The organism is Bacteroides sp. NSJ-48 (genome assembly GCF_014287405.1).
In the GTDB taxonomy this organism is placed as follows: Bacteria; Bacteroidota; Bacteroidia; order Bacteroidales; family Bacteroidaceae; genus Bacteroides; species Bacteroides stercoris.
In genome coordinates this window covers 1-19721 of the sequence record NZ_JACOOD010000009.1, presented here as the reverse complement: position 1 = coordinate 19721, position 19721 = coordinate 1, and the positions used below count along the sequence as shown (strand labels likewise).

At 42.0% G+C, this 19721-nt stretch carries 20 protein-coding genes and 2 tRNA genes; 7 read left to right on the top strand and 15 right to left on the bottom strand.

Annotated elements, in window-relative coordinates; all coding sequences use genetic code 11:
• Positions 1-16: 16 nt before the first annotated feature.
• From H8S52_RS06095 to ribD, 3 genes are all read right to left on the bottom strand, one after another.
• On the bottom strand, positions 17-751 hold the full coding sequence (locus tag H8S52_RS06095; RefSeq protein ID WP_117742651.1) for an isoprenyl transferase: 735 nt from the start codon (positions 749-751) through the stop codon (positions 17-19).
• Positions 752-833: 82 nt separating this feature from the next.
• Positions 834-2198 carry a DUF6242 domain-containing protein gene (locus H8S52_RS06090; protein WP_186909478.1) on the bottom strand — a complete coding sequence of 455 codons (1365 nt, stop codon included), beginning with the start codon at positions 2196-2198 and terminating at the stop codon, positions 834-836.
• Positions 2199-2334: 136 nt separating this feature from the next.
• Positions 2335-3378 carry a bifunctional diaminohydroxyphosphoribosylaminopyrimidine deaminase/5-amino-6-(5-phosphoribosylamino)uracil reductase RibD gene (gene ribD, locus H8S52_RS06085; protein ID WP_016661170.1) on the bottom strand — a complete coding sequence of 348 codons (1044 nt, stop codon included), beginning with the start codon at positions 3376-3378 and terminating at the stop codon, positions 2335-2337.
• 55 nt (positions 3379-3433) lie between these two features.
• On the opposite strand from ribD, the gene prmC reads away from it, so the two are divergent.
• The 7 genes from prmC to H8S52_RS06050 all read left to right on the top strand — a co-directional run bounded on the left by prmC (position 3434) and on the right by H8S52_RS06050 (position 7671).
• Positions 3434-4270: a peptide chain release factor N(5)-glutamine methyltransferase gene (gene prmC / locus H8S52_RS06080; RefSeq protein ID WP_117908000.1), complete on the top strand. Its 837-nt coding sequence runs from the start codon at positions 3434-3436 to the stop codon at positions 4268-4270.
• Positions 4267-4746 carry a regulatory protein RecX gene (locus tag H8S52_RS06075; RefSeq protein WP_117907994.1) on the top strand — a complete coding sequence of 160 codons (480 nt, stop codon included), beginning with the start codon at positions 4267-4269 and terminating at the stop codon, positions 4744-4746. The genes prmC and H8S52_RS06075 overlap by 4 nt, the downstream gene beginning before the upstream one ends.
• 78 nt (positions 4747-4824) lie before the next feature.
• On the top strand, positions 4825-5463 hold the full coding sequence (gene pyrE, locus H8S52_RS06070; protein ID WP_117907992.1) for an orotate phosphoribosyltransferase: 639 nt from the start codon (positions 4825-4827) through the stop codon (positions 5461-5463).
• Between the two features lie 94 nt (positions 5464-5557).
• A complete protein-coding gene (locus H8S52_RS06065; RefSeq protein ID WP_005652846.1) occupies positions 5558-5968 on the top strand; it encodes an SRPBCC family protein in 411 nt (136 codons plus the stop codon).
• A gap of 12 nt (positions 5969-5980) precedes the next feature.
• The gene (gene argH, locus H8S52_RS06060) at positions 5981-7321 is read left to right on the top strand and encodes an argininosuccinate lyase (protein ID WP_005652845.1); all 1341 of its coding nucleotides are present in this window, start codon (positions 5981-5983) and stop codon (positions 7319-7321) included.
• 176 nt (positions 7322-7497) lie between these two features.
• Positions 7498-7570: transfer RNA gene (locus H8S52_RS06055), tRNA-Gly, on the top strand.
• A 16-nt stretch (positions 7571-7586) separates the two neighbouring features.
• Positions 7587-7671 (top strand) — tRNA-Leu (locus H8S52_RS06050).
• A gap of 935 nt (positions 7672-8606) precedes the next feature.
• Here the strand turns inward: H8S52_RS06050 and H8S52_RS06045 are convergent.
• From H8S52_RS06045 to mobV, 12 genes are all read right to left on the bottom strand, one after another.
• A complete protein-coding gene (locus tag H8S52_RS06045; RefSeq protein ID WP_186909477.1) occupies positions 8607-9014 on the bottom strand; it encodes a hypothetical protein in 408 nt (135 codons plus the stop codon).
• A 565-nt stretch (positions 9015-9579) separates the two neighbouring features.
• Positions 9580-9873 carry a hypothetical protein gene (locus tag H8S52_RS06040; RefSeq protein WP_186909476.1) on the bottom strand — a complete coding sequence of 98 codons (294 nt, stop codon included), beginning with the start codon at positions 9871-9873 and terminating at the stop codon, positions 9580-9582.
• Positions 9874-9877: 4 nt separating this feature from the next.
• The gene (locus H8S52_RS06035) at positions 9878-10264 is read right to left on the bottom strand and encodes a RusA family crossover junction endodeoxyribonuclease (protein ID WP_186909475.1); all 387 of its coding nucleotides are present in this window, start codon (positions 10262-10264) and stop codon (positions 9878-9880) included.
• Positions 10265-10268: 4 nt separating this feature from the next.
• A complete protein-coding gene (locus tag H8S52_RS06030; RefSeq protein WP_186909474.1) occupies positions 10269-11255 on the bottom strand; it encodes a DUF6371 domain-containing protein in 987 nt (328 codons plus the stop codon).
• Between the two features lie 137 nt (positions 11256-11392).
• The gene (locus tag H8S52_RS06025) at positions 11393-12421 is read right to left on the bottom strand and encodes an AAA family ATPase (protein WP_186909473.1); all 1029 of its coding nucleotides are present in this window, start codon (positions 12419-12421) and stop codon (positions 11393-11395) included.
• Between the two features lie 2 nt (positions 12422-12423).
• The gene (locus H8S52_RS06020) at positions 12424-12741 is read right to left on the bottom strand and encodes a hypothetical protein (protein ID WP_186909472.1); all 318 of its coding nucleotides are present in this window, start codon (positions 12739-12741) and stop codon (positions 12424-12426) included.
• 3 nt (positions 12742-12744) lie between these two features.
• On the bottom strand, positions 12745-13029 hold the full coding sequence (locus tag H8S52_RS06015; RefSeq protein WP_186909471.1) for a helix-turn-helix domain-containing protein: 285 nt from the start codon (positions 13027-13029) through the stop codon (positions 12745-12747).
• A 240-nt stretch (positions 13030-13269) separates the two neighbouring features.
• Entirely contained in the window at positions 13270-13590 is a 321-nt protein-coding gene (locus H8S52_RS06010) for a hypothetical protein (RefSeq protein WP_186909470.1), read from the bottom strand.
• Positions 13591-13999: 409 nt separating this feature from the next.
• Positions 14000-16615 (bottom strand): UvrD-helicase domain-containing protein, encoded by a 2616-nt coding sequence (locus H8S52_RS06005; RefSeq protein WP_118305410.1) that lies wholly within the window; start codon positions 16613-16615, stop codon positions 14000-14002.
• 67 nt (positions 16616-16682) lie between these two features.
• Positions 16683-17342: a hypothetical protein gene (locus H8S52_RS06000; protein WP_118305411.1), complete on the bottom strand. Its 660-nt coding sequence runs from the start codon at positions 17340-17342 to the stop codon at positions 16683-16685.
• A 19-nt stretch (positions 17343-17361) separates the two neighbouring features.
• Positions 17362-17859: a hypothetical protein gene (locus H8S52_RS05995; protein ID WP_005941195.1), complete on the bottom strand. Its 498-nt coding sequence runs from the start codon at positions 17857-17859 to the stop codon at positions 17362-17364.
• 311 nt (positions 17860-18170) lie between these two features.
• Positions 18171-19478, bottom strand: coding sequence for a MobV family relaxase (gene mobV / locus H8S52_RS05990; protein WP_118305434.1), 1308 nt, complete (start codon positions 19476-19478; stop codon positions 18171-18173).
• Positions 19479-19721: the final 243 nt, after the last annotated feature.

Here is a 19721-nt window from a genome sequence, read left to right as displayed (position 1 = left end):
ATTTGTGTTTGTCCGGTCAGCGGATTTGCTCGCTGGTTTTTCCGAACCTGCGTTCACGCTTCTGATAGTCGTGGATGGCTTTGTGAAGTTCCGCTTCACGGAAGTCAGGCCAGTAGGTGTCGCAGAAATAAAGTTCCGAGTAAGCACATTGCCAGAGCAGGTAGTTGCTCAAGCGGATTTCTCCGCCCGTACGTATCAATAAATCCGGATCGGGCATGAAGTCGGTGGCAAGATATTGGGACAACAGGGTGCTGTCAATCTGTTCGGGAGTCAGTTCGCCTTTTTGCACTAAGGCTGCAAGGCGGCGGGCGGCTTCCGTTATTTCCCAGCGGGACGAGTAGCTGATTGCCAGTACCAGAGACATCCCAGTATTATTTGCGGTATGTGCTATACAGGTTTCCAAACGTTCCCGCACATTGTCGGGCAGCTTGGTCAGATCTCCGATAACCCGGAAACTGATGTTGTTTTTCATGAATGTTTCCTCTTCGATAGAGTCGAACAGAAGCGCCATCAATGCAGCGACTTCATTAGAGGGGCGATTCCAGTTTTCGGTGGAGAACGTATATAAAGTCAGATATTTGATGCCTAATTTAGACGCTTCTTCTGCAATGACATGTACTGTCTCGGCGCCGGCCTGGTGTCCATAGCTGCGCTCTTGTCCGCGCAACTTTGCCCAACGTCCGTTGCCGTCCATGATAATTGCCACGTGTTGTGGAATCCGGCTTAAATCAAGTTCTTCTTTATTTAGCATCTTTTTATACTTACATCTCTTGTCTTGGTTACTATTCTCGTTTTATACTTTTATATATATAAAGGAAACAGAAATAATGAATTTATTGCACTCTGACTGGCATCAGCTTGTTAAGATGTCCGCGCCAAACGGCAGCATCTGTTCCGTTTCCGCCGAAGATAACCCATATATAAGGGCTGTCTGCAACAATGGAATAGGGAGCAGTTATATCTGTCATATCTTTATGTAACAAGAATTTTCTTTGAGGCTCACGCCAGGAAATACCGTCAACGGAAGAATAAATGGCATCAAGCTTGTTTTCATCTTTGCTGCCGAAGATATAAAAGTTCTCACCATAGTACATTACGGCAGGATTGGCAAATTTCGGACAATACACATCATAGGAACTGGTGTTTGCCAATGAATACCAGTCTTTGCCGTTGGAAGAAACCCAGGGAATGGTTTGCTGAACGTCTTTTTCCGTACGACCCACTACCATTGCCTGTGACTGATTGTTGCTGTCAAAATTGGTGGAGTAGATATGTGATGTAGGAAAGTCAGACTCTGCCTTACCCATATTTCCTTCTATCTTGTTGCCTTGATTGTCAACTGTGTAAACCTCATCGTTTGAGGTAACGACAGTCAGCACATCGGTAAAACCGGCAATCAGTGTCCGGATATTGCTGTTCCCTTCCCAATTGACTGGTGTCCAATTTATTCCGTCATCGGAAGAATGTGCCATACCGTCTTCTGTCACGATGTAAAGTCTTTGTTTCTCATCTTCTCCGTCTTTGTATTTCAGGCAGACGAGGGATTCCAGTTCTGCATTGTCGGGAAGTTTTGCTCCGGACACTGCATTCCAGCCGTATGTTTCTTCTGTGTCCAGCCAATATGCACCTGCTCTTGTCTGTGTCTTCTGTGCCGCAGATTGTGTAAATACCCACAGTTCGTTGTTGAATAGGATGGCCTTTTGTTCACCTGAAAGTGTCGGTGCACTTCCCATCTTATCCCACACTAAGGAGTCCGGATCCTGCTTGTGTACTCTGATTTCAAGGGAATATTCATTTACGGTAAAGCCGTCCGGGGCATGTATTTTGAATTTCATCCCGTTTTCGGTATTTATGGCTTTCGTAAGATTTACCGAGTCGGCTCTGTTGAATATCGTATCACCGCTGATACTATTCATTTCATCTCTTGAAGTAATCCAGCCGCTTACGGTGAACGTGTCAATTAATATGCGGTCGATAATCGTATCTGCTCCTATAGGCAATGAATCCTGGTTGTAGATTTTTCTTCTTAACTGGTCTATCGTGAATTTATAATGTTTGCCGTATACCGTATCAATGCCAAAAGCATGTACCGTTGCATCGGAGCTTAGTTCTACCGTGTCGTCAGAGTCCAGGCACGAGCTTATTGCGATTGATACAAAAAGAAAACTTGCGATTATAGCTAAAAACTTTATTCTCATTTGAAAGATAGTGTTTATTTACAAGTTGCAAAAATAGGAACATTTTTTTCTATAAACAGCTTTATCGGCAAGTTTTATATAAAATTATAGATAATATGGCTGTTTTTCTCGATAAAAATGCCCTTGAATAAGGCTGTTAGCCTAATCTTGTGGCGCTGTAATGCCGGAAATTCCTGCCGAAATAAACTTCGTTGGTACAGGGCGCTTTATTGCCAATTTCAGGTGCCTTGATACCGGATAATAGCGTTAAAGGACTTTCTTCGACAAAGGCTTCGTCCCATAATTCCGCATCGATAAAGGACTGTAACAGGATGTTTCCGCCTTCGACTAACAGAGATTGTAGTCCCTGCATGTACAGGTGTTCCATGATTTGCGGCAGTATATTCCGTTGGAAGTCAATGGGGATGTATTCAACGTTGGGCTGTGGCTGGCACGGTTTCTCGGTGAACACAAGTGTGCGGACATTTCCATCGAATACATGCAGCTTGGGAGACAGCCGCAACTGTCTGTCTGTTACGATTCGTACAGGCGACCGGCCTTGCCAGTTCCGTACAGTCAGGCTGGGGTTGTCCAGCTCTGCCGTACGTGTACCTACCATGATGGCATTGTGCTCTGCCCGTTTCTTATGCACAAGCATGGATGTCAGGGGGGTGGATAGAATGACCGGTTGCCCGTCCTCACGGTTCTTATCGATGTATTTGTCGGCAGACTCCGCCCATTTCAGGGTAATGTAGGGGCGACGAAGGGTATGAAACGTGATAAAACGCCGGATTAGATTTCTGCATTCATCTTCCAGCACCCCGGTGATGACTTCCCGCCCTGCATCTTTCAGCTTCCGGATTCCCCGTCCTGCTACTTTGGCAAACGGGTCCTGGCAGCCGATTACGATGCGCGGAATCTTTTTCTCTATGATAAGGTCGGCGCAGGGTGGTGTTTTTCCGTAGTGGGCACAAGGCTCCAGGCTGACGTAGATTGTAGAACGCTTCAGCAACGAGGGGTCTTTTACGGAGCGGATTGCATTGACTTCGGCGTGCGCTTCGCCGCAACGCACATGGTATCCCTCACCGATAATTTTTCCGTCGCATACGATTACTGCGCCCACCATCGGGTTGGGAGCTGCATTGCATAACCCGTTTTGGGCTAGCTGAATGCAGCGGCGCATGTATTTTTCTTCTTCCATACTTTGTATTACTCTTAAACTTCCACTATTTTTGCAGCCCGAAATGCCGAATGTTATGACTGTTTCCGTTTCTCATATCCGCCATGCTTTGCAGGAGAGTTACTCTGCGCAAGAAGCTGCCAATCTGTCCCGCATTGTCTGTTGCGAAATGCTGGGGCAGACTGCGGTCGATTATTACCTGGGCAAAGATATGATTTTATCCCCAAAAGAGATGCAGGATTTAGACACCATTCTTGCCCGCTTGCGTAATTTCGAGCCGATACAGTATGTGCAGGGCACCGCCCGTTTTCTGGAACGCTCCTACTATGTGGCCCCCGGCGTGCTGATTCCCCGTCCGGAAACGGAGGAGCTGGTGGAGGTGATGCTGAAGGAAGTTCCGTCCGGAGCCCGTATTCTTGACATCGGGACGGGGAGCGGCTGCATTGCCATTTCTCTCTCCAAGATGCTGCCGGATGCCAAAGTGACGGCATGGGACATTTCGGACACCGCCCTCCGCATAGCCCGCCGCAATAATGAGGCATTGCAGACATCCGTGTGCTTTGTACAGCGGGATGTGCTGGCGTATGTTCCCGGCAGCGGGGAACGGTATGATGTGATTGTCAGCAATCCGCCATACGTCACTGAATCGGAAAAGCAGGAAATGGAGCGCAATGTCTTGGACTGGGAACCTTTTTCGGCATTGTTTGTTCCGGATAATGATCCGCTGCTTTTTTACCGGCGCATTGCAGAGTTGGGTAAGGTTATGCTGGCGTCCGGCGGCAGACTTTATTTTGAGATAAACCGTGCGTTCGGGGAAGCTACGGCAACGATGCTTCGCGCACAGGGGTACACCAATCTACGGGTGTTGAAAGATATTTCCGGAAATGACCGAATAGTAATCGCAGAACGATGATAGAAATTACAGAAACAGATGCTTTAAGCCGCGTGGCTGCTTATTGCTCCACTGCGGAGCATTGCCGTGCGGAAGTTACGGAGAAGTTGCAGCGTTGGGGTATTCCCTATGATGCCATAGACCGCATAATCAACCGTTTGGAACAGGAGAAATATATTGACGAGGAACGTTTTTGCCGTGCCTTCATTCATGATAAGTACCGCTTTGCCAAGTGGGGGAAGATAAAGATAGGACAGGCGCTTCAACTGAAGAAAATTCCCCAAAGTGTATTTTACCGTTACCTGAATGAAATCGACGAGGATGAATATCTTGCCATATTGGATAATTTGCTGGCGGTAAAGCGCAAGAGCGTGCATGCGGAGAATGAGTACGAACTGAACAATAAACTGGTGCGTTTTGCTTTGAGCCGGGGGTTCGAAATGAAAGATATCCGCCACTGTATTACGCTTTCTGATGAAAATGACGAATTGGAATAAAATTTATCCGTATTCTTTTTTATTCTCGTCAGCTTTCTGTATTTTTGCGGCATATTTATCATAATAGTTAGTTTGGCTATGAAAACTTTAGAAAGATTGTTTGCAGAGAAGTTGCTGAAGATTAAGGCGATTAAACTACAACCCGCTAACCCGTTTATCTGGGCGTCAGGATGGAAATCCCCGTTTTACTGTGATAACCGTAAGACTCTTTCATATCCTTCTCTCCGTAATTTCGTGAAAGTGGAAATTACACGTCTGATTCTGGAACGTTTCGGTCAGGTTGATGCCATTGCCGGTGTTGCTACGGGAGCTATTCCCCAGGGTGCATTGGTGGCGGATGCGTTGAACCTGCCGTTTGTATATGTACGCTCTACCCCGAAAGACCACGGTTTGGAGAACCTGATAGAAGGCGAACTTCGTCCGGGTATGAAAGTGGTGGTGGTAGAAGATTTGATTTCTACCGGCGGAAGCAGTCTGAAAGCTGTTGAAGCCATCCGTCGCGACGGATGCGAAGTAATCGGTATGGTTGCCGCTTACACATATGGATTCCCCATTGCAGAAAAAGCATTCAAGGATGCAAAAGTTCCTTTGGTGACATTGACCAATTACGAAGCAGTGATGGAAGTTGCCCTTCGCACCGGTTACATCGAAGAGGAAGATGTGCTTACGCTGAACGAATGGCGTAAAGACCCCGCGCATTGGGAAGCCGGAAAATAAGACTTATTTTACATAATGATAGATTATGACAAAAGAGCCATTCGGATAGTTGCTGTCCGGATAGTTCTTTTTGTCTTTTAAAGACCATTGTATTATGACTAAATTTGAAAGTGCGGTAAAGGTGATACCTGCTTCGCAAAAGGCTGTTTATGAGAAACTTTCAGACCTTAGCAATTTGGAGAAAGTGAAAGACCGCCTGCCGCAGGACAAAGTGAAGAATTTGAGTTTCGATGCGGAAACATTGTCGATAGAAGTACCGCCGGTTGGGAAAATAGTATTACAGATTGTAGAGAAAGAACCTTGCAAGTGCATCAAGTTTGCAACAACAACCTCGCCTCTGCCCTTTAACCTGTGGATACAGATAGTGCCCGTTACGGAGACGGAATGTAAAATGAAGCTTACCATCGGAATGGAGCTGAATCCGTTTATGAAAACCATGGTGCAGAAACCTTTGCAGGAAGGATTGGAGAAAATGGCGGAGACTTTGTCGCTGATTAATTATTAATTACTAAATCTTATGGCTCAGAAACTTTGGGAAAAGTCCGTTCAGGTAAATAAGGATATAGAGCGTTTTACGGTGGGACGTGACCGTGAGATGGATCTTTATCTGGCAAAGCATGATGTGTTGGGTTCCATGGCACATATCACGATGCTGGAAAGTATCGGTTTGCTGACAAAAGAAGAATTGTCCCTGCTGCTTGCGGAGTTGAAGAATATCTACGCAACTGCTGAGAGCGGTGAATTTGTGATAGAAGAGGGGGTAGAGGATGTTCACTCCCAGGTGGAATTGATGCTGACCCGTAAATTGGGTGATGTAGGAAAGAAAATTCATAGCGGACGTTCCCGTAATGACCAGGTGCTGCTCGACTTAAAGCTCTTTACCCGTGCGGAGATAAGGGACATAGCCGAGGCTGTAGAACAGCTTTTCCATGTGCTCGTCATGCAGAGCGAACGTTATAAAGATGTATTGATGCCGGGTTATACCCACTTGCAGATAGCGATGCCGTCGTCGTTCGGACTGTGGTTTGGCGCTTATGCCGAGAGTCTGGTGGATGATATGCTGTTTTTGCAAGCCGCCTTTAAAATGTGCAACCGCAATCCGTTGGGTTCTGCTGCCGGATATGGCTCGTCTTTCCCTTTGAACCGTACAATGACTACCCGGCTGTTGGGCTTCGATTCATTGAATTATAATGTGGTGTATGCCCAGATGGGGCGTGGTAAGATGGAGCGTAACGTGGCTTTTGCGCTGGCAAGCATTGCGGGCACCGTTTCCAAACTTGCGTTCGATGCCTGTATGTTCAACAGCCAGAACTTCGGATTTGTGAAACTGCCCGATGACTGTACTACCGGTTCGAGCATAATGCCGCATAAGAAGAATCCGGATGTGTTTGAGCTGACACGTGCCAAATGCAACAAACTGCAATCATTGCCCCAGCAGATAATGATGATAGCCAATAACCTGCCTTCCGGGTATTTCCGCGATTTGCAGATTATTAAGGAAGTATTCCTGCCTGCTTTCCGGGAGTTGAAGGATTGTTTGCAGATGACGACCTATATTATGAATGAAATCAAAGTGAACGAACATATTCTGGATGACGATAAGTACCTGCTTATTTTCAGCGTGGAAGAGGTAAACCGTCTGGTGCGCGAAGGCATGCCGTTCCGAGATGCTTATAAGAAGGTCGGTCTGGACATTGAGGCTGGCAATTTCTCTCATGACAAGACAGTGCATCATACGCACGAAGGCAGTATCGGCAACCTCTGCAATGATGAAATATCCGGTTTGATGCAGAAAGTTGTGGACGGCTTTAATTTTGAGGTAATGGAACAGGCCGAAAAAACGTTGCTCGGCCGGTAATCATAGTTAATTAACTGCTTGTGGTGTACGATGTTGGCTTTCTCTGTTTAGGCTATAAACGTATTAATGACAGTCAGGTTAATATCGTACATCCCTATTTATTTAACTTTTTTCCGGTGAAAAGTTTGGCTGTAACGTAGAAACTGTTTATCTTTGCACCCGTTCTCTAGAAACCTGCGGAAATAGCTCAGTTGGTAGAGCATAACCTTGCCAAGGTTAGGGTCGCGAGTTCGAGTCTCGTTTTCCGCTCTCCTTTTTTGAGGATGCTCGAATGGTGGAATGGTAGACACGAAGGACTTAAAATCCTTTGGCCAGTAATGGCTGTGCGGGTTCAAGTCCCGCTTCGAGTACAAATTGGAATGCTAATTACTTTATTGTTAAGTGATTAGCGTTTTTCTTTTATAGCTTTTGGCGTGTTTTTGGCGTGATATTCTTTGAATGTGGTCTTTGGGAATAAAAAAAAGGCTGCTCCCCACACTTGGAAAGCAACCTCTCATTTGCGTTTTAAAACACCGTTATGGCATTTCAGTGGCAAAGGTAAATAATTTTAAATCACCCATACAACTTTACATATTGAAAAATATCAAAAACAGAACAAAGGTGGGAGTTATCCCGCCTTATACAATCATTTCCTGGTTATTATACTCATGTGTGGGTATTTGGTTTCATGAATTGTCGGCTTCTTGGGCTTTTCTCCTTTGAGTTCTGCAAGTTCCGCCTTGACTTCCTTAAGTTCGTTCAATAAATCCGTATATCCTTCCGTCAATCGGAGGATGTGTTACATCATTGCTGTGCTGATTTCCATAAAAGATGAATATTTGTTTTAGTCATTATTCCTGCCATCTGCCCGCCAGCCGTATTACTGGCGGGGCATCATAACGTGATTTCGCTGGTCGAACCTCAACGTGCATCTATGCTTGTTTATGTGGCAATACATTTCTTAATCTCTTCTTCATTTCAGCTATCGAGTTATCCAAAGAAGCAATCATTATTTCATATTATACCCATTCAAGCGACTTTCTTATTTCCTGTATCTTCTCAATCGTGGATTTACCTACATTGCGATACCTCATAAGTTCACCTGCCGGGATTGTGCGTAATAGGCTTACATCTAATATTTCATGTCCGTTCTCGTAGCGGATAATGTTCGCCTGTTTTAGTGCACTTTTGCCATTGTTAAAATTCTATCTTCATTCATGTTTCATTCTTTAATTTTAAAACAGTGTTGAGTTACTATAAAAGCGATGTTTCAACATTGCTAAAGATGTCATTAATAGGTTTCTATTTATTTTATATCTTTTATTGACTTTATTATATTTTGAAAATGTTTGTTTCTTTTTTCATCAAGAATGCCCAAAAAATATCCTTGAACTTCGGATTGTGTGTTAAAAGAACGGATGTAATATCCATTTATTATACTATAACTATACCTTTTTTTATAATTTTGGATTACATTCTCTACATCTACTATTGTATCACCCGTATTTAAAATGTCAATGAGAGATAATAAATTTTCATTATTCAAGTATTTGTATGAAATAAATTCGGAAATTTTTATTTTGGGAATTACATAACGTTGTCCTTGACTATCTCTAAAAATATACTCCGAAGTTGTCATATCAGCCAGCCTCACTTTTATACGCCTTCCTTCTTGATAAAGGGTAAACCAAATACGTGTAAATGTCTCTTTCATTGTTACTTGATATTATGATAGCATTTAAGGCACAAAAACGGTGTGCCTATCCCGTTTGCTATCACCTTATCAAGTAGGCTGTAAGTCTATTACAGAACTTACACGGAAGTACACACCGAATTTATAGAGTACAAAAACTCACCAATGGATAAAAGTCCACCGTTAAAAGTCCGGTGGAATTGTTCCACCTACTTGATTTATGTGATAGCACTGCAAAGATACTAAAAAAAAACTAAGGTTACATGTTTCATAACTCTTTTTACCCTTACCGTAGTCTTACCGTTGTTTTATTTCTACCTTCGCCGTAATCTCGCCCTGATTTAACAGTTGAAACCCTTGCCGTAATCATGCCGTACAACTTTAATACAGCCCCAAAAATTAAACGGTTGAAAAGCCTCAACAATAGAATTGTGATACAGGTAAAATAAATAGCGATAAAAGGGTGTCAGCAAATAACTGATACTCTTAGTGTCCAAAATCGGGTAACGTGCATCTTCACACGTTTTTCTATATTTATCCCTTTGGGTTTCCTTTGGGTTATTTAGACTGTTTATAAATAAAACGCTTAATTGAATAATATCGGATTTATACCTACAAATGTAAATTCACCATTAGGGCTTGCCCTTATCCATTCCGGGACACCTCCAAACATTTCATTGAACTTTGCTTGCCCGATAGTCTTTTCTGCCATGTCTGAAACGGACTTGTAGCCGTTGGCGATGGCAAAGTACTTATCTACTTTAATCTCTATAATTCCGCTGCCGTCTTTCCATAAGCGGAAAGTAATAGGCATTCCTTGAAACTCCCATTGCACAATATCGTAGCGGTCTGTCTGTTCTATAATCTTTTTGTACTCCATATCTTTAATTATTAAAAAGTTGTTTCTGTTCGTTTACCTCCAGTAGGGCAAATTCTATACGGGGGTGATACTTATCCAAATGCTTTTCCGCTTCTATTTGGAAGCAAAGATTATCATCTGTTATTGCGCCTACCATTTGCAGACAGTCAAGCAATGTTTTTAGCGAGTTATCCAAATCAAATTTGACCGAGCTATGCCACACCCGGACAAACAGCCGAAAACGGGTTGCAATGCGCCTGTTCCGGTACACCTTGCACTGTTCTACGAAAGAGTGCTCATAAGCCCGGATTACTTCATCTTTGATTATTCGTTTTTTCCCGAATTTACCCGGTACGGCTTGGTAATGATTAGCCTTTGCGACTATCTGACCGTGTATTACTTCTACTTCCATAGCATCAAAGATTAATTGTTGCACGTTCTTTCGGCATTTCCAGTTCTGCTAACCATTGGCAAACATCGCCTACTGTAGTGGGCTTTTCTAATGGCTTACGTTCCTGCAAAATAAGGTCGGCAATGTCTCGTTTGCTACCTATATCCTCATCTTTTGCCCAATCCGACAAACTTATGTTTCGGCAATAATCGAGTTTCTTTATTTTCTCGTTCCACTCTGCTACCGCATCAGCATCCGCGTACACAATCACATCACGTCCAGCCAACGCCTTACATCTTTCCGGTGTAAGACCTTGTTTTCCACCACATGACACCCAAACGAAGGCGGGGAATACAATAGAGGCGATAATAGCGGCTTTTTCGCTTTCTGTTAGGCAAACAATATCTTTAGGCCTTTTTGGTAGAAGGTGCTCACCAAACAGACATTGCCGTAAATGAAAGTCAGATGCTTGCTTCCCTTGTTTCTTCATCAAACGAGCGTGCAGCCAGTCTATGGCATCTATTTTCCCTTTAACGCGGTGCCCATCTGTATCGTAATTCATAACTTTACCAGTGTGACACATTGATAACTTGTCTATTTGTGGAAAGATAATTTCACGCTTTTTTGTGCTTCCTAAATGATAATCGGCTGTAATCTTGTTTAGAGCCTCATCCGTGAAGTATTTCCGTAGGTAGTCCATTAATGTATTGTTGGTGCTTTCACTTTGTTGTATCAAAGAAAAAGGTATGTAGTCCGTCTTTTCTTCTTTCTTCGGTTGAGGCGTTGGCGTGGGTCTGACCCCCTTATAATCTGTTGGGTTCTCATCAAAGTACATCTTAGGGGTTTTCTCATATCCACATGAATTACGATGTTCACACCTTCCAACATCTTCGGCAAGCGGATTTCCTGCCGCATCCACATAAAGAGTAAAACAAAATTTTCTTCCACAAGCCGGGCACGTATGGCGGCTGTTTCGCCCGGTGTATTTCTGCAAGCTGTATGTATATTCCATATCAATAAAATCTTTTTGGGTTTAAAAATGGGTTCATGGGTTCAAGTGGGTTCAAATTGGGTTCACTGACCCCGAAAGTGTGGATGGGTTCATGGGTTCACGCCTAAATATAAAGGCGTGACCCTTGGCCCCACTTTCTACGGCTGCCCTGGGTTCAATGTATATTTACCGTCTGACCCCACTTTTATAAAGCCGTTTTTCTTCGCTTCTGATATTCTTCGTTTGGCAGTACTTTCGCTTATCGCATCTTCCAAAGCATAAGCGGAAACGAGTTCACGAAATCCATAATTAGGCAATTTATCAAAGCAAAGTTTTAAAACTCTCTGAATGTCTGCCACACGTGTAGCGTTCGCAGTTGCATCTGTTACTTCTTCCACGCAAAAGTCACCGTTAGCATCAATGGAAAAAGCAAAGTCGGTAGCGGGTACATTTCGGCTATCGGTACAAGTAACAAGAAACTTTCCGTCCTTCTTTGATACTTCAAAGCAATCGGTTAGCTTGTTGAGAAGTTCCGTTCCTAAATGCCCTCTCATGTTGCCATCTTCTTTTGATTTATTTTGATGAAGCACTGAAACAATTGTACAGCCATATTCAGCCGTCAAGGAGAGAAGCCACTGGATAAGTTCGTTACTTTGTTCAAGGCTGTTAAAGTCCTGCAACAAATCACGTACACCGTCAATGAAAATAATATCGGGCTTTTCTTCTTTGATGGCATCTTCAATCGTTTTTCTGCGTTCTTCAATGGTTAATGGACGCATGAAAAAAGGGAGAAAGTGTGTATCGTTTTTATCGGTAGGAAGTCCGGCAAATTTTAAGGCTCTTTGGCAGCATTTCTTTAAACTTGCTTGGGATTGCTCCGTATCGAATAATAGAACCTTGTAGCGGTCTTGTAAAGGCATAACATCACCTTTGGAAATGCCGGAAAGCATTACGGAAATAAGAATATATTCCCATTGGCTTTTACCTTGTTTGGCACGCCCTTTAATCCCGATAAGTTCACCTGCCGGGATTGATGGAATATTGCCGATACTAAACAAAAACTTTGGCTCATTGATTGGCTGCGATAAGTCCAAAACATGATTTTTATATCTAAATCTATCCTCTGTCATTTCCGCTTTGAACTTAGCTTGTTCTGCGGATAGTTCTTGTAATACATTTACTCCCATAGCTACCCCTCCTCGAATAGATTAAATTGCGTATTATGCGGCTTAGTTTGCCACTTTTGAGGGTCTGCGGAATAATGCTTTGCCATAAAGTGGGTACGCTTATCAGGTGCAATATAAATAGCCTGCAACAATCCCATGTTTTCCAAGTCACGTACATACCAAGTAATACAATTACGGAGAACTCCGGTCGCAAAGAAACAATCAAGTGTTGTACCTACCGTATAGCGGAAGTATTCAAGAACTTTGCACAAGTCATTAGGATTGTGTACATTTGTGGTGGCGTTGGGGCGGCTTTGGTCGCCTTTTTTCTTTTCTTCCATATCTTAGCCCTCCATCAATTTTTTAATGTCAGACATACGGTAGAATGATTTTGCACCAACTTTTATAGGTACAAGGTAACCGGATTTAGCCCACCTCCATAGACTACTACGGTCACGGTGGAGTATTGCCGCTGCTTCTTCCACAGTCTTGTACGTTTCCTCTTTTTCTTTCACCTTATTAGCTTCTACTTCCGCTTGCCATTCAAGGAATAATTCTTTAAGGTCTGCTAATGTAACTACAAGCTGAACATTTGTACCAATAGCCATTAGTTGAGCGATTGTACTCATAATTTACGGTGTCCCTTCTGACTGGTCGCTACATCGGAAAAATCTCCTACCATCTGCCAACTTCAGGGACGGGTTTCGCAAAAAGCAGGTGGGCTTATAGCGTTGGAGCCTCCTTGCTTTTTGTTTTGACATTGCGAAATTAAGACGCTATAAATCAGTATACAAAAAAGAAAGGTTGGCACAAGTTGGATACAACTACTTCCAACTCATGCCAACCAAAAACAATAATTATTTGTTGTGTTATGGCCCAAATATGCGAATATTCATACTGCTGCATTTGTTTATTGCTGTGCTGTTTTCACTATCTAAGTATTTCCTAATAGCCTCCCACTTACTTTTTGCTGTGCTATTTTCATCATCCGTCAACTTTCCAAACTCATTCTCAAATTCAGCTCTGTTTGGTGTTCTCATTAAATATCCTTCAACTTTGGCTTGTAGAAGAATAGCACCAACATCTGCTCCACGCTTTCCGCCTATCAAGAAATGAAGCCTATTTAACAGCTTTTCTTTGTCCTCATATTGAATAATATTTCTAAAATCAGATTTTTGTATTGATAACAATTTTGTCTGTTTAGTAGGATATGTTGTTTGTTTATTATTACATCTATAATAATCTGCTATTTCTAATAACGCTTTGCAGCTATAATCTAAAGAACGAAAATAGCCGGTTACTCCGTCCCATCGTGGTGAGGCTTTCCCATCGCTTAAAATCCAGTAGGGATTGTTTCCGGTTTGATAATATGCTATCAGTTCCGGAAGTAATGAACACTGTTTTTCTTTAATTCTGGAAAACTTTCGTTTGTGCCTTATACAAAGGACTTTGGAAGAATTACCCGATTTTGAGGTAATGACTTGGCAACTGTGCCGTATGCTGCGTTCTGCCTTGAATTGCTTTCAAGTAACTCGTTTCTGTGTACAAAAATAATAGAATAGTCCGATGCACACAAGGTACATCAAAGAAAAAGTTCGACTATTTGTTTAGTTTGTTTAATCGCATTACAATCGAAGTTTGACTTCTACCCATTTTGTTTGCAATATATTTGACACTCTTACCTTCATTGTGCAGTTTCAATAAAAATTGGTCTGCACTTCTTGTCCATCTTTTATTGGCGTTAGGGTGCTTTACATAGCTTTCTTCTGACACCTTTTCGGGGTGCAAGAATTCATCCACAAATACAGACGGGAAACGCTTATCGTATAATACAAGCGTTTTTACCTTAGCCCTTGTTATTGCAACATAGAATAATCTTCTTTCTTCTCCGTATGGGAATTGGTCGCTCTTAGTGAGCACATAGTTAAGCACAGGGTCGTCACTCACCTGTGATGGGAAACCGTATGTATCTTTATTGCATTGTAAGAGTATTACATAATCCGCTTCAAGACCTTTTGACTTATGTACGGTTAAAAACTCTATTTTTCGTCCTCCTATCACATAGTAGAATCTATTACCCTCTTTAATTGATTGGTACATAAAAGAGAGGTAGTAATCATCAAAAGAGTAACGCCCCAATAGGAATATTGATTTATCCGATGGAATAGAAGCCACAAGTTGCCCTATCGTATTGCAGTAATCTCGTCTATCATAAGCATAGAATTCCAACTCGGTTCTCATTTCTGAGCTGAACGAATGGATATTCTTTTGTATTTGGGCTTTATTGCGTTGTATAAAGTTCGACGATAAAGAAACCAAAGGCTCTCCAAACCTGTATGTAGTTTCAATCTTGTTTATCTCCGTTGCTCCAAAATATTCGGGGAATTGATTGAATAGAGCCATATCACTTCCCGAAAAACGATAAATAGACTGCCAATCATCACCCACACAATACAACTTTGCAGGAGGATTACCCTCTCGCAATACTTTCAAGAAGTTGTAACGGTCAACAGAAATATCTTGAAACTCATCCACTATGATATAATCATATTCAACAGGGTGTGAAGTACGACATATTTCAGTGGCTTGAAGAATAGCATCGGTAAAATCAATTTGGTTACTATCGCTTAACGCATTTATGTAGTGTTCATATACAGGTTGAAATATATTCTTGATGATAAACACACTTCGTTCATCATCTGCATTTTTGGCTTGTTTCAAAACCTCTTTAACTGATTTACAACTTGATTTTACCAATGTAACGAAAGTAACAACAAGTCGTATAAACGCCTTTTCCTGCTTGCTGCCTTTGGGTAGTACTAAATCGTATAACTCCTCATCGGTCTTTTCTTGAATTGGTACACCTGCTTCAGCTAATAGTTTACGGAGTTTATCCCTAATATCAGAATAATGGAAATCTGCACTTGATGTCACTAAAAGTTGTGTACCAAATTTCTCATGAGCCGCTTTTTTCCAAGTTATACCATCATTGTATTTCTGATTGGCTTCTTCGTAGGTTATACCCTTGTCTTTTGCGAACCAAGCAGGAACAAGCCCGTGTTCATCAACTCCGAAATGTTCAAGATAGATGCGTTTGGTTACTCCTCCTTGCTTAAAATATATTGAGAAGTCGGGACGATATTGTGAGTGCATCTCATCTGCTAATTGATGTTCGTATGGTTCTTCATATCTGAATTTCACTCCCAGCGAGGACAAAGCAAAACATATTTTTTGTTCTTGTTCACTTCTCACATATATGGCTCTGCCGTCCATATCGGGGAACATCGCCTTTAGCTGCACATTCTTTTGCTCTGATAATTGCTCTCGTCTTTCATTCTTGCGTTGTTCCCAATCGGCTTCATTCGTTTGGTAATCAATAAAGTATTCCACTATATTTTTCTTGAAAGACGATTTATCTAATAATTTGTGATATATATCAACAAACAATGAATCTGTATTGTCGCAAATCGATGGTTTTGTGCCTGTTGTTTTGCCTATAATATCAATGGCTAACTTATGGAATGTGTAACCTTTCAATCCATTGGTCGCCATTCTTTCGGTTAGTTCGGCTGCTGCTTTGTTGGTATAACTGATAAGTAAAATTCTTTCAGGTGCTATACCCTTGATTTCGGTGAGATATTTAACCTTACCGACAATTGAAGAGGTTTTACCACTACCTGCACTGCTGACTACTAAACAATTATCCTCTTCTGAAACAATTGAGCGTCTTTGTTGCTTGTCTAATGGGTATTTTAGGCAATGGTCGAAAAAGTCCCTGTGCGTGTCAAGTAGAAAGGTTATAACACCATCATTATGTTGTTTTACAAGTTTGTTGATTCTTCCAAAGTCATTAATGAATTTGGATATGGTTTCTGATGGAGTGATGTTAAAGGCTTCAAGTTTCTTCAGAAGTGAATATGCCTCTTGGAAATGTACCTTATAATGATTGATGAAATCTTTTTCTTGCGTTGCGGAGATTACCCTGCCATAAAAGCCATTATTCAAGTCTGAGGGAATATCTATAAACACCCCCTCATTAAGAGCCGATAATCTCTCTCTTGCTTGCTCATAATTTGATTTCTCGCTATATGCAGATATATGGTTTAGCTTTTCTGCAAGCTCTTTGGATTTGTTTTTTAGGCGTGTTCGTACCATCGCTATTACAATAACCGAAATAGCAATTATACAAATAACCAAAATAAACGCCCATTGCATATTAAAAAAATAGCAGTTGATAATATTTGCTTTGCATAAAAATTAGCGTACTACGGAAATACGGAATTTATAGCAAAAAATTATTTTCTTTAAAATAATCTATTACATCTTCATCCGAAGTTGCTTCATCTACTGTGTTTAAAATTTTTACGAAGTCCTCAAACTTATCTGTTTCATAACCCCCACAAGTTGTAAATTCTTCATCGCAAAAGAAAATCATTTCTCCCGGAATGGTCATTGAGCCTGCTCCATTAAGACTCCTAAATCTATGGCTTACTGCCCAACCTGTAAATTCTCCTTTGTGATATTTAGCGACATTTTCTTTTAGAAAAGCAAGTTGTTCTGAAAGTTTCTTGGTGTATTTGTTCAAATCAGATTTGGCTTCTTCCTTTTCTTTTTTTGCTCGTGAATACTCTCCACGAGAGTATTGAGAAGAATAACCATTGGGGGCAAAAATATCCATAGAAGATTCTGCTAATTCAATTTTTCTCTCACAGCGATTTATTTTAGATATCAAATTCTTGATTTCATCGCTAATTTTCATAATAGGCTCGATAGTAGTTACATCAATAAACATACTATCAACTCTTGTTGATATTGGCTCATAAGAATCAGGGTGATAGAGATAGTCTTTAAGCGTCTCTTTAACCAATTTCTCAGCTTTTTCCTCGTTAGAGAGTGTACAAGAAGTTATAACTAAAGCGGATAATACTAAAAACTTTTTCATAATCTGTCGTATTATTGGGTTATTTCTCAGGGAATAAACTTGTTAAGGCTCTTCTAATGGCTTGACGGATATCATCAGCTTCTGTTTCGCCTTGTCCTTCTGCTGTACAAGAACATATCATTTCATTGGTTTTTGCAGAGCTAAACTGTATAGTTACTTCTATTGTGTAACCTAAACCTCTATTACGCCTGCCACTCTCACCATAATTGACGATTAGAGTTTCATTAGATAATTCGGGTTTAAGTTCGGGTAATATGATATATCCTTCTTTTATTAGTATTCCTGCTATTACATCACTTGGATTAACACTTTTGGTGGTTGAAGAACCATAGATACCGTATTGCCCACCATATGTACCTCCTGTGCTTGATGTCAATTCCTTTGTTGGGGAAATGTATGCGTATTTATACATTTCAATAGGAGCATTCCTTACTATTACAGGCATTCGAAGTGGTGCACATCCATTCATTAATATAATGGCACAAATAGCTAATAACCATTTTTTTATTACGCTCATACACTACATTTTTTAATCTCCAGTTCCCAAAGGAATTTAACCTATTAAAGAAGCGTGGAACTGTATGCCACATTCTTTACTTGAAGGTCGTAGGAAACCATAGATGCAGATGTAACAATAGCAGCCCACGCTATATGCGTGAGAACCACTATGCTATCCTTGCATCTAATTGAAAATTTCCTACGTTTTCAAGTACAAGATAAGCATAACGCTTCTTTTTTTTCGTATGTCTTGGAAAGAGTTGCCTCAATCCAATACAAAAGTATGAAAAATCCGTGATATACCATTCTACTATCACGGTTTTTTTTGATTTACAGTTTCATACTTCTATTCTGTCTTGGCTTCGGTATTCCGATGGCTTCTCTAAACTCATTCATCTTCTTTCTGAACCAGTTCACGTGAGAAACCCCGTCTATCTTGAAATCGAATTTACCGTTTTCATCCTGTTTGATGGAGCAGACGGAATGTCGGGTATCAAAACTTCGGTTAAACTCGGAAGAATAGAGTTCGCCTTTTATCCCGACCTCCTTGAACTCGCACAGTCTTCTGATTATCCCGTCATTAAAGCCCAAACGTTCACGCAGGAAACTTATCACGGGCATCAGCTTCTCCACATACGGAAAGTAGCGTCTGACAAAATCCGCAAACTCCGACAGCTTGCGGTGCTGTTGCTCGTAAGCGTTTCTTATCTCCTGTATCTGCTTGGCTTGTTGCCGTTCCCGTTGTCGGGCTTCGTCTTCAAGTTCAAGGATGCGGTCTTGCAAGTCCTCGTTCCTGCGTTCCAACGATTTCATCTTTCCACTTCCGAAAAGAGAACCCACACTGCTTGCAAGGGCGGTTGCCGTATCGGCGGCTGCGCTTTTGAGCTTGTCGGTACGGATTTCCGCTTTCACCTGCTTTAGTTCCTCCTGCGCTTCGGTCTTCTTCTCTTGCAACAGTCTGGTTTCAGTTTCGAGGACTTCATTCTTCTTTTTCAAGTCCCTATAATACTGCATGGTGGTGGTGTGCCGTGCTTCCGAACCCCGTACCCCACGCTGCAATCCGTATTTCGTCATCACCCTTGCGTAATTGTCGTGGTAGGCAATCAGGGTCTGGCGGTTGAACAGGTCATCGGCACACAAACGGACGGAATTTGTTTTCTTGCGGTACTTGCGCTTGCCGTCCGTCTGTTCTTTCTTGGCTTTGCGCCTTTCACCCGTCACGATAGGAACAACGGCTGCGTGGATGTGCGGAGTCTTCTCGTCCATGTGCAGATGGGCGGCAACCACATTGTCTTTGCCGAATGTGGCTTGCAGCCATTGGATGCTGTCGTTGCACCATTCATCGAGCTTTCCTTTTTCCTGTATGTTCATCATGTCCTCGTGCGTACCCGACAAGACCACCCGGACAACACGGACTTGGTCGTGCGTGATTTTCCGTCTGATGCCTGCCGTGTTCAGCCTGTGGGCAATCGCTTCATCCCTGCCGTGAACGCCATCGGGGTACTTGACAAGCACCCTGTTCAGATGTGTTCTTGTCGGGTCTGCGTTTTTAGGTATTATCTTTCTCTCTATATGGTCGGACTGCGTGGTGTCCGATGTACCCTTTGCTTTCTTTATGTCTAATGAAAAATATCCCATATTATTCCTATTTTTACGGTTATCGTTATGCTTCTTCTCTCTGCCTATGGCTGGCTCACAGGGCTTATTATGCAAATGAACCATTGCAGCACTCGGCATAATCCAAACGAGTTTGGCTTCTGCTCTCGTTTGCACAGGGTTTCCAAAGGGATTTCCCTTTGGCTCGATAGGGTGTTTTTAGCGTTACGGAGTAATGCGTGAAGAAAACGCCCTATTGAGCTATGGTATTTCTGTCTAAATACC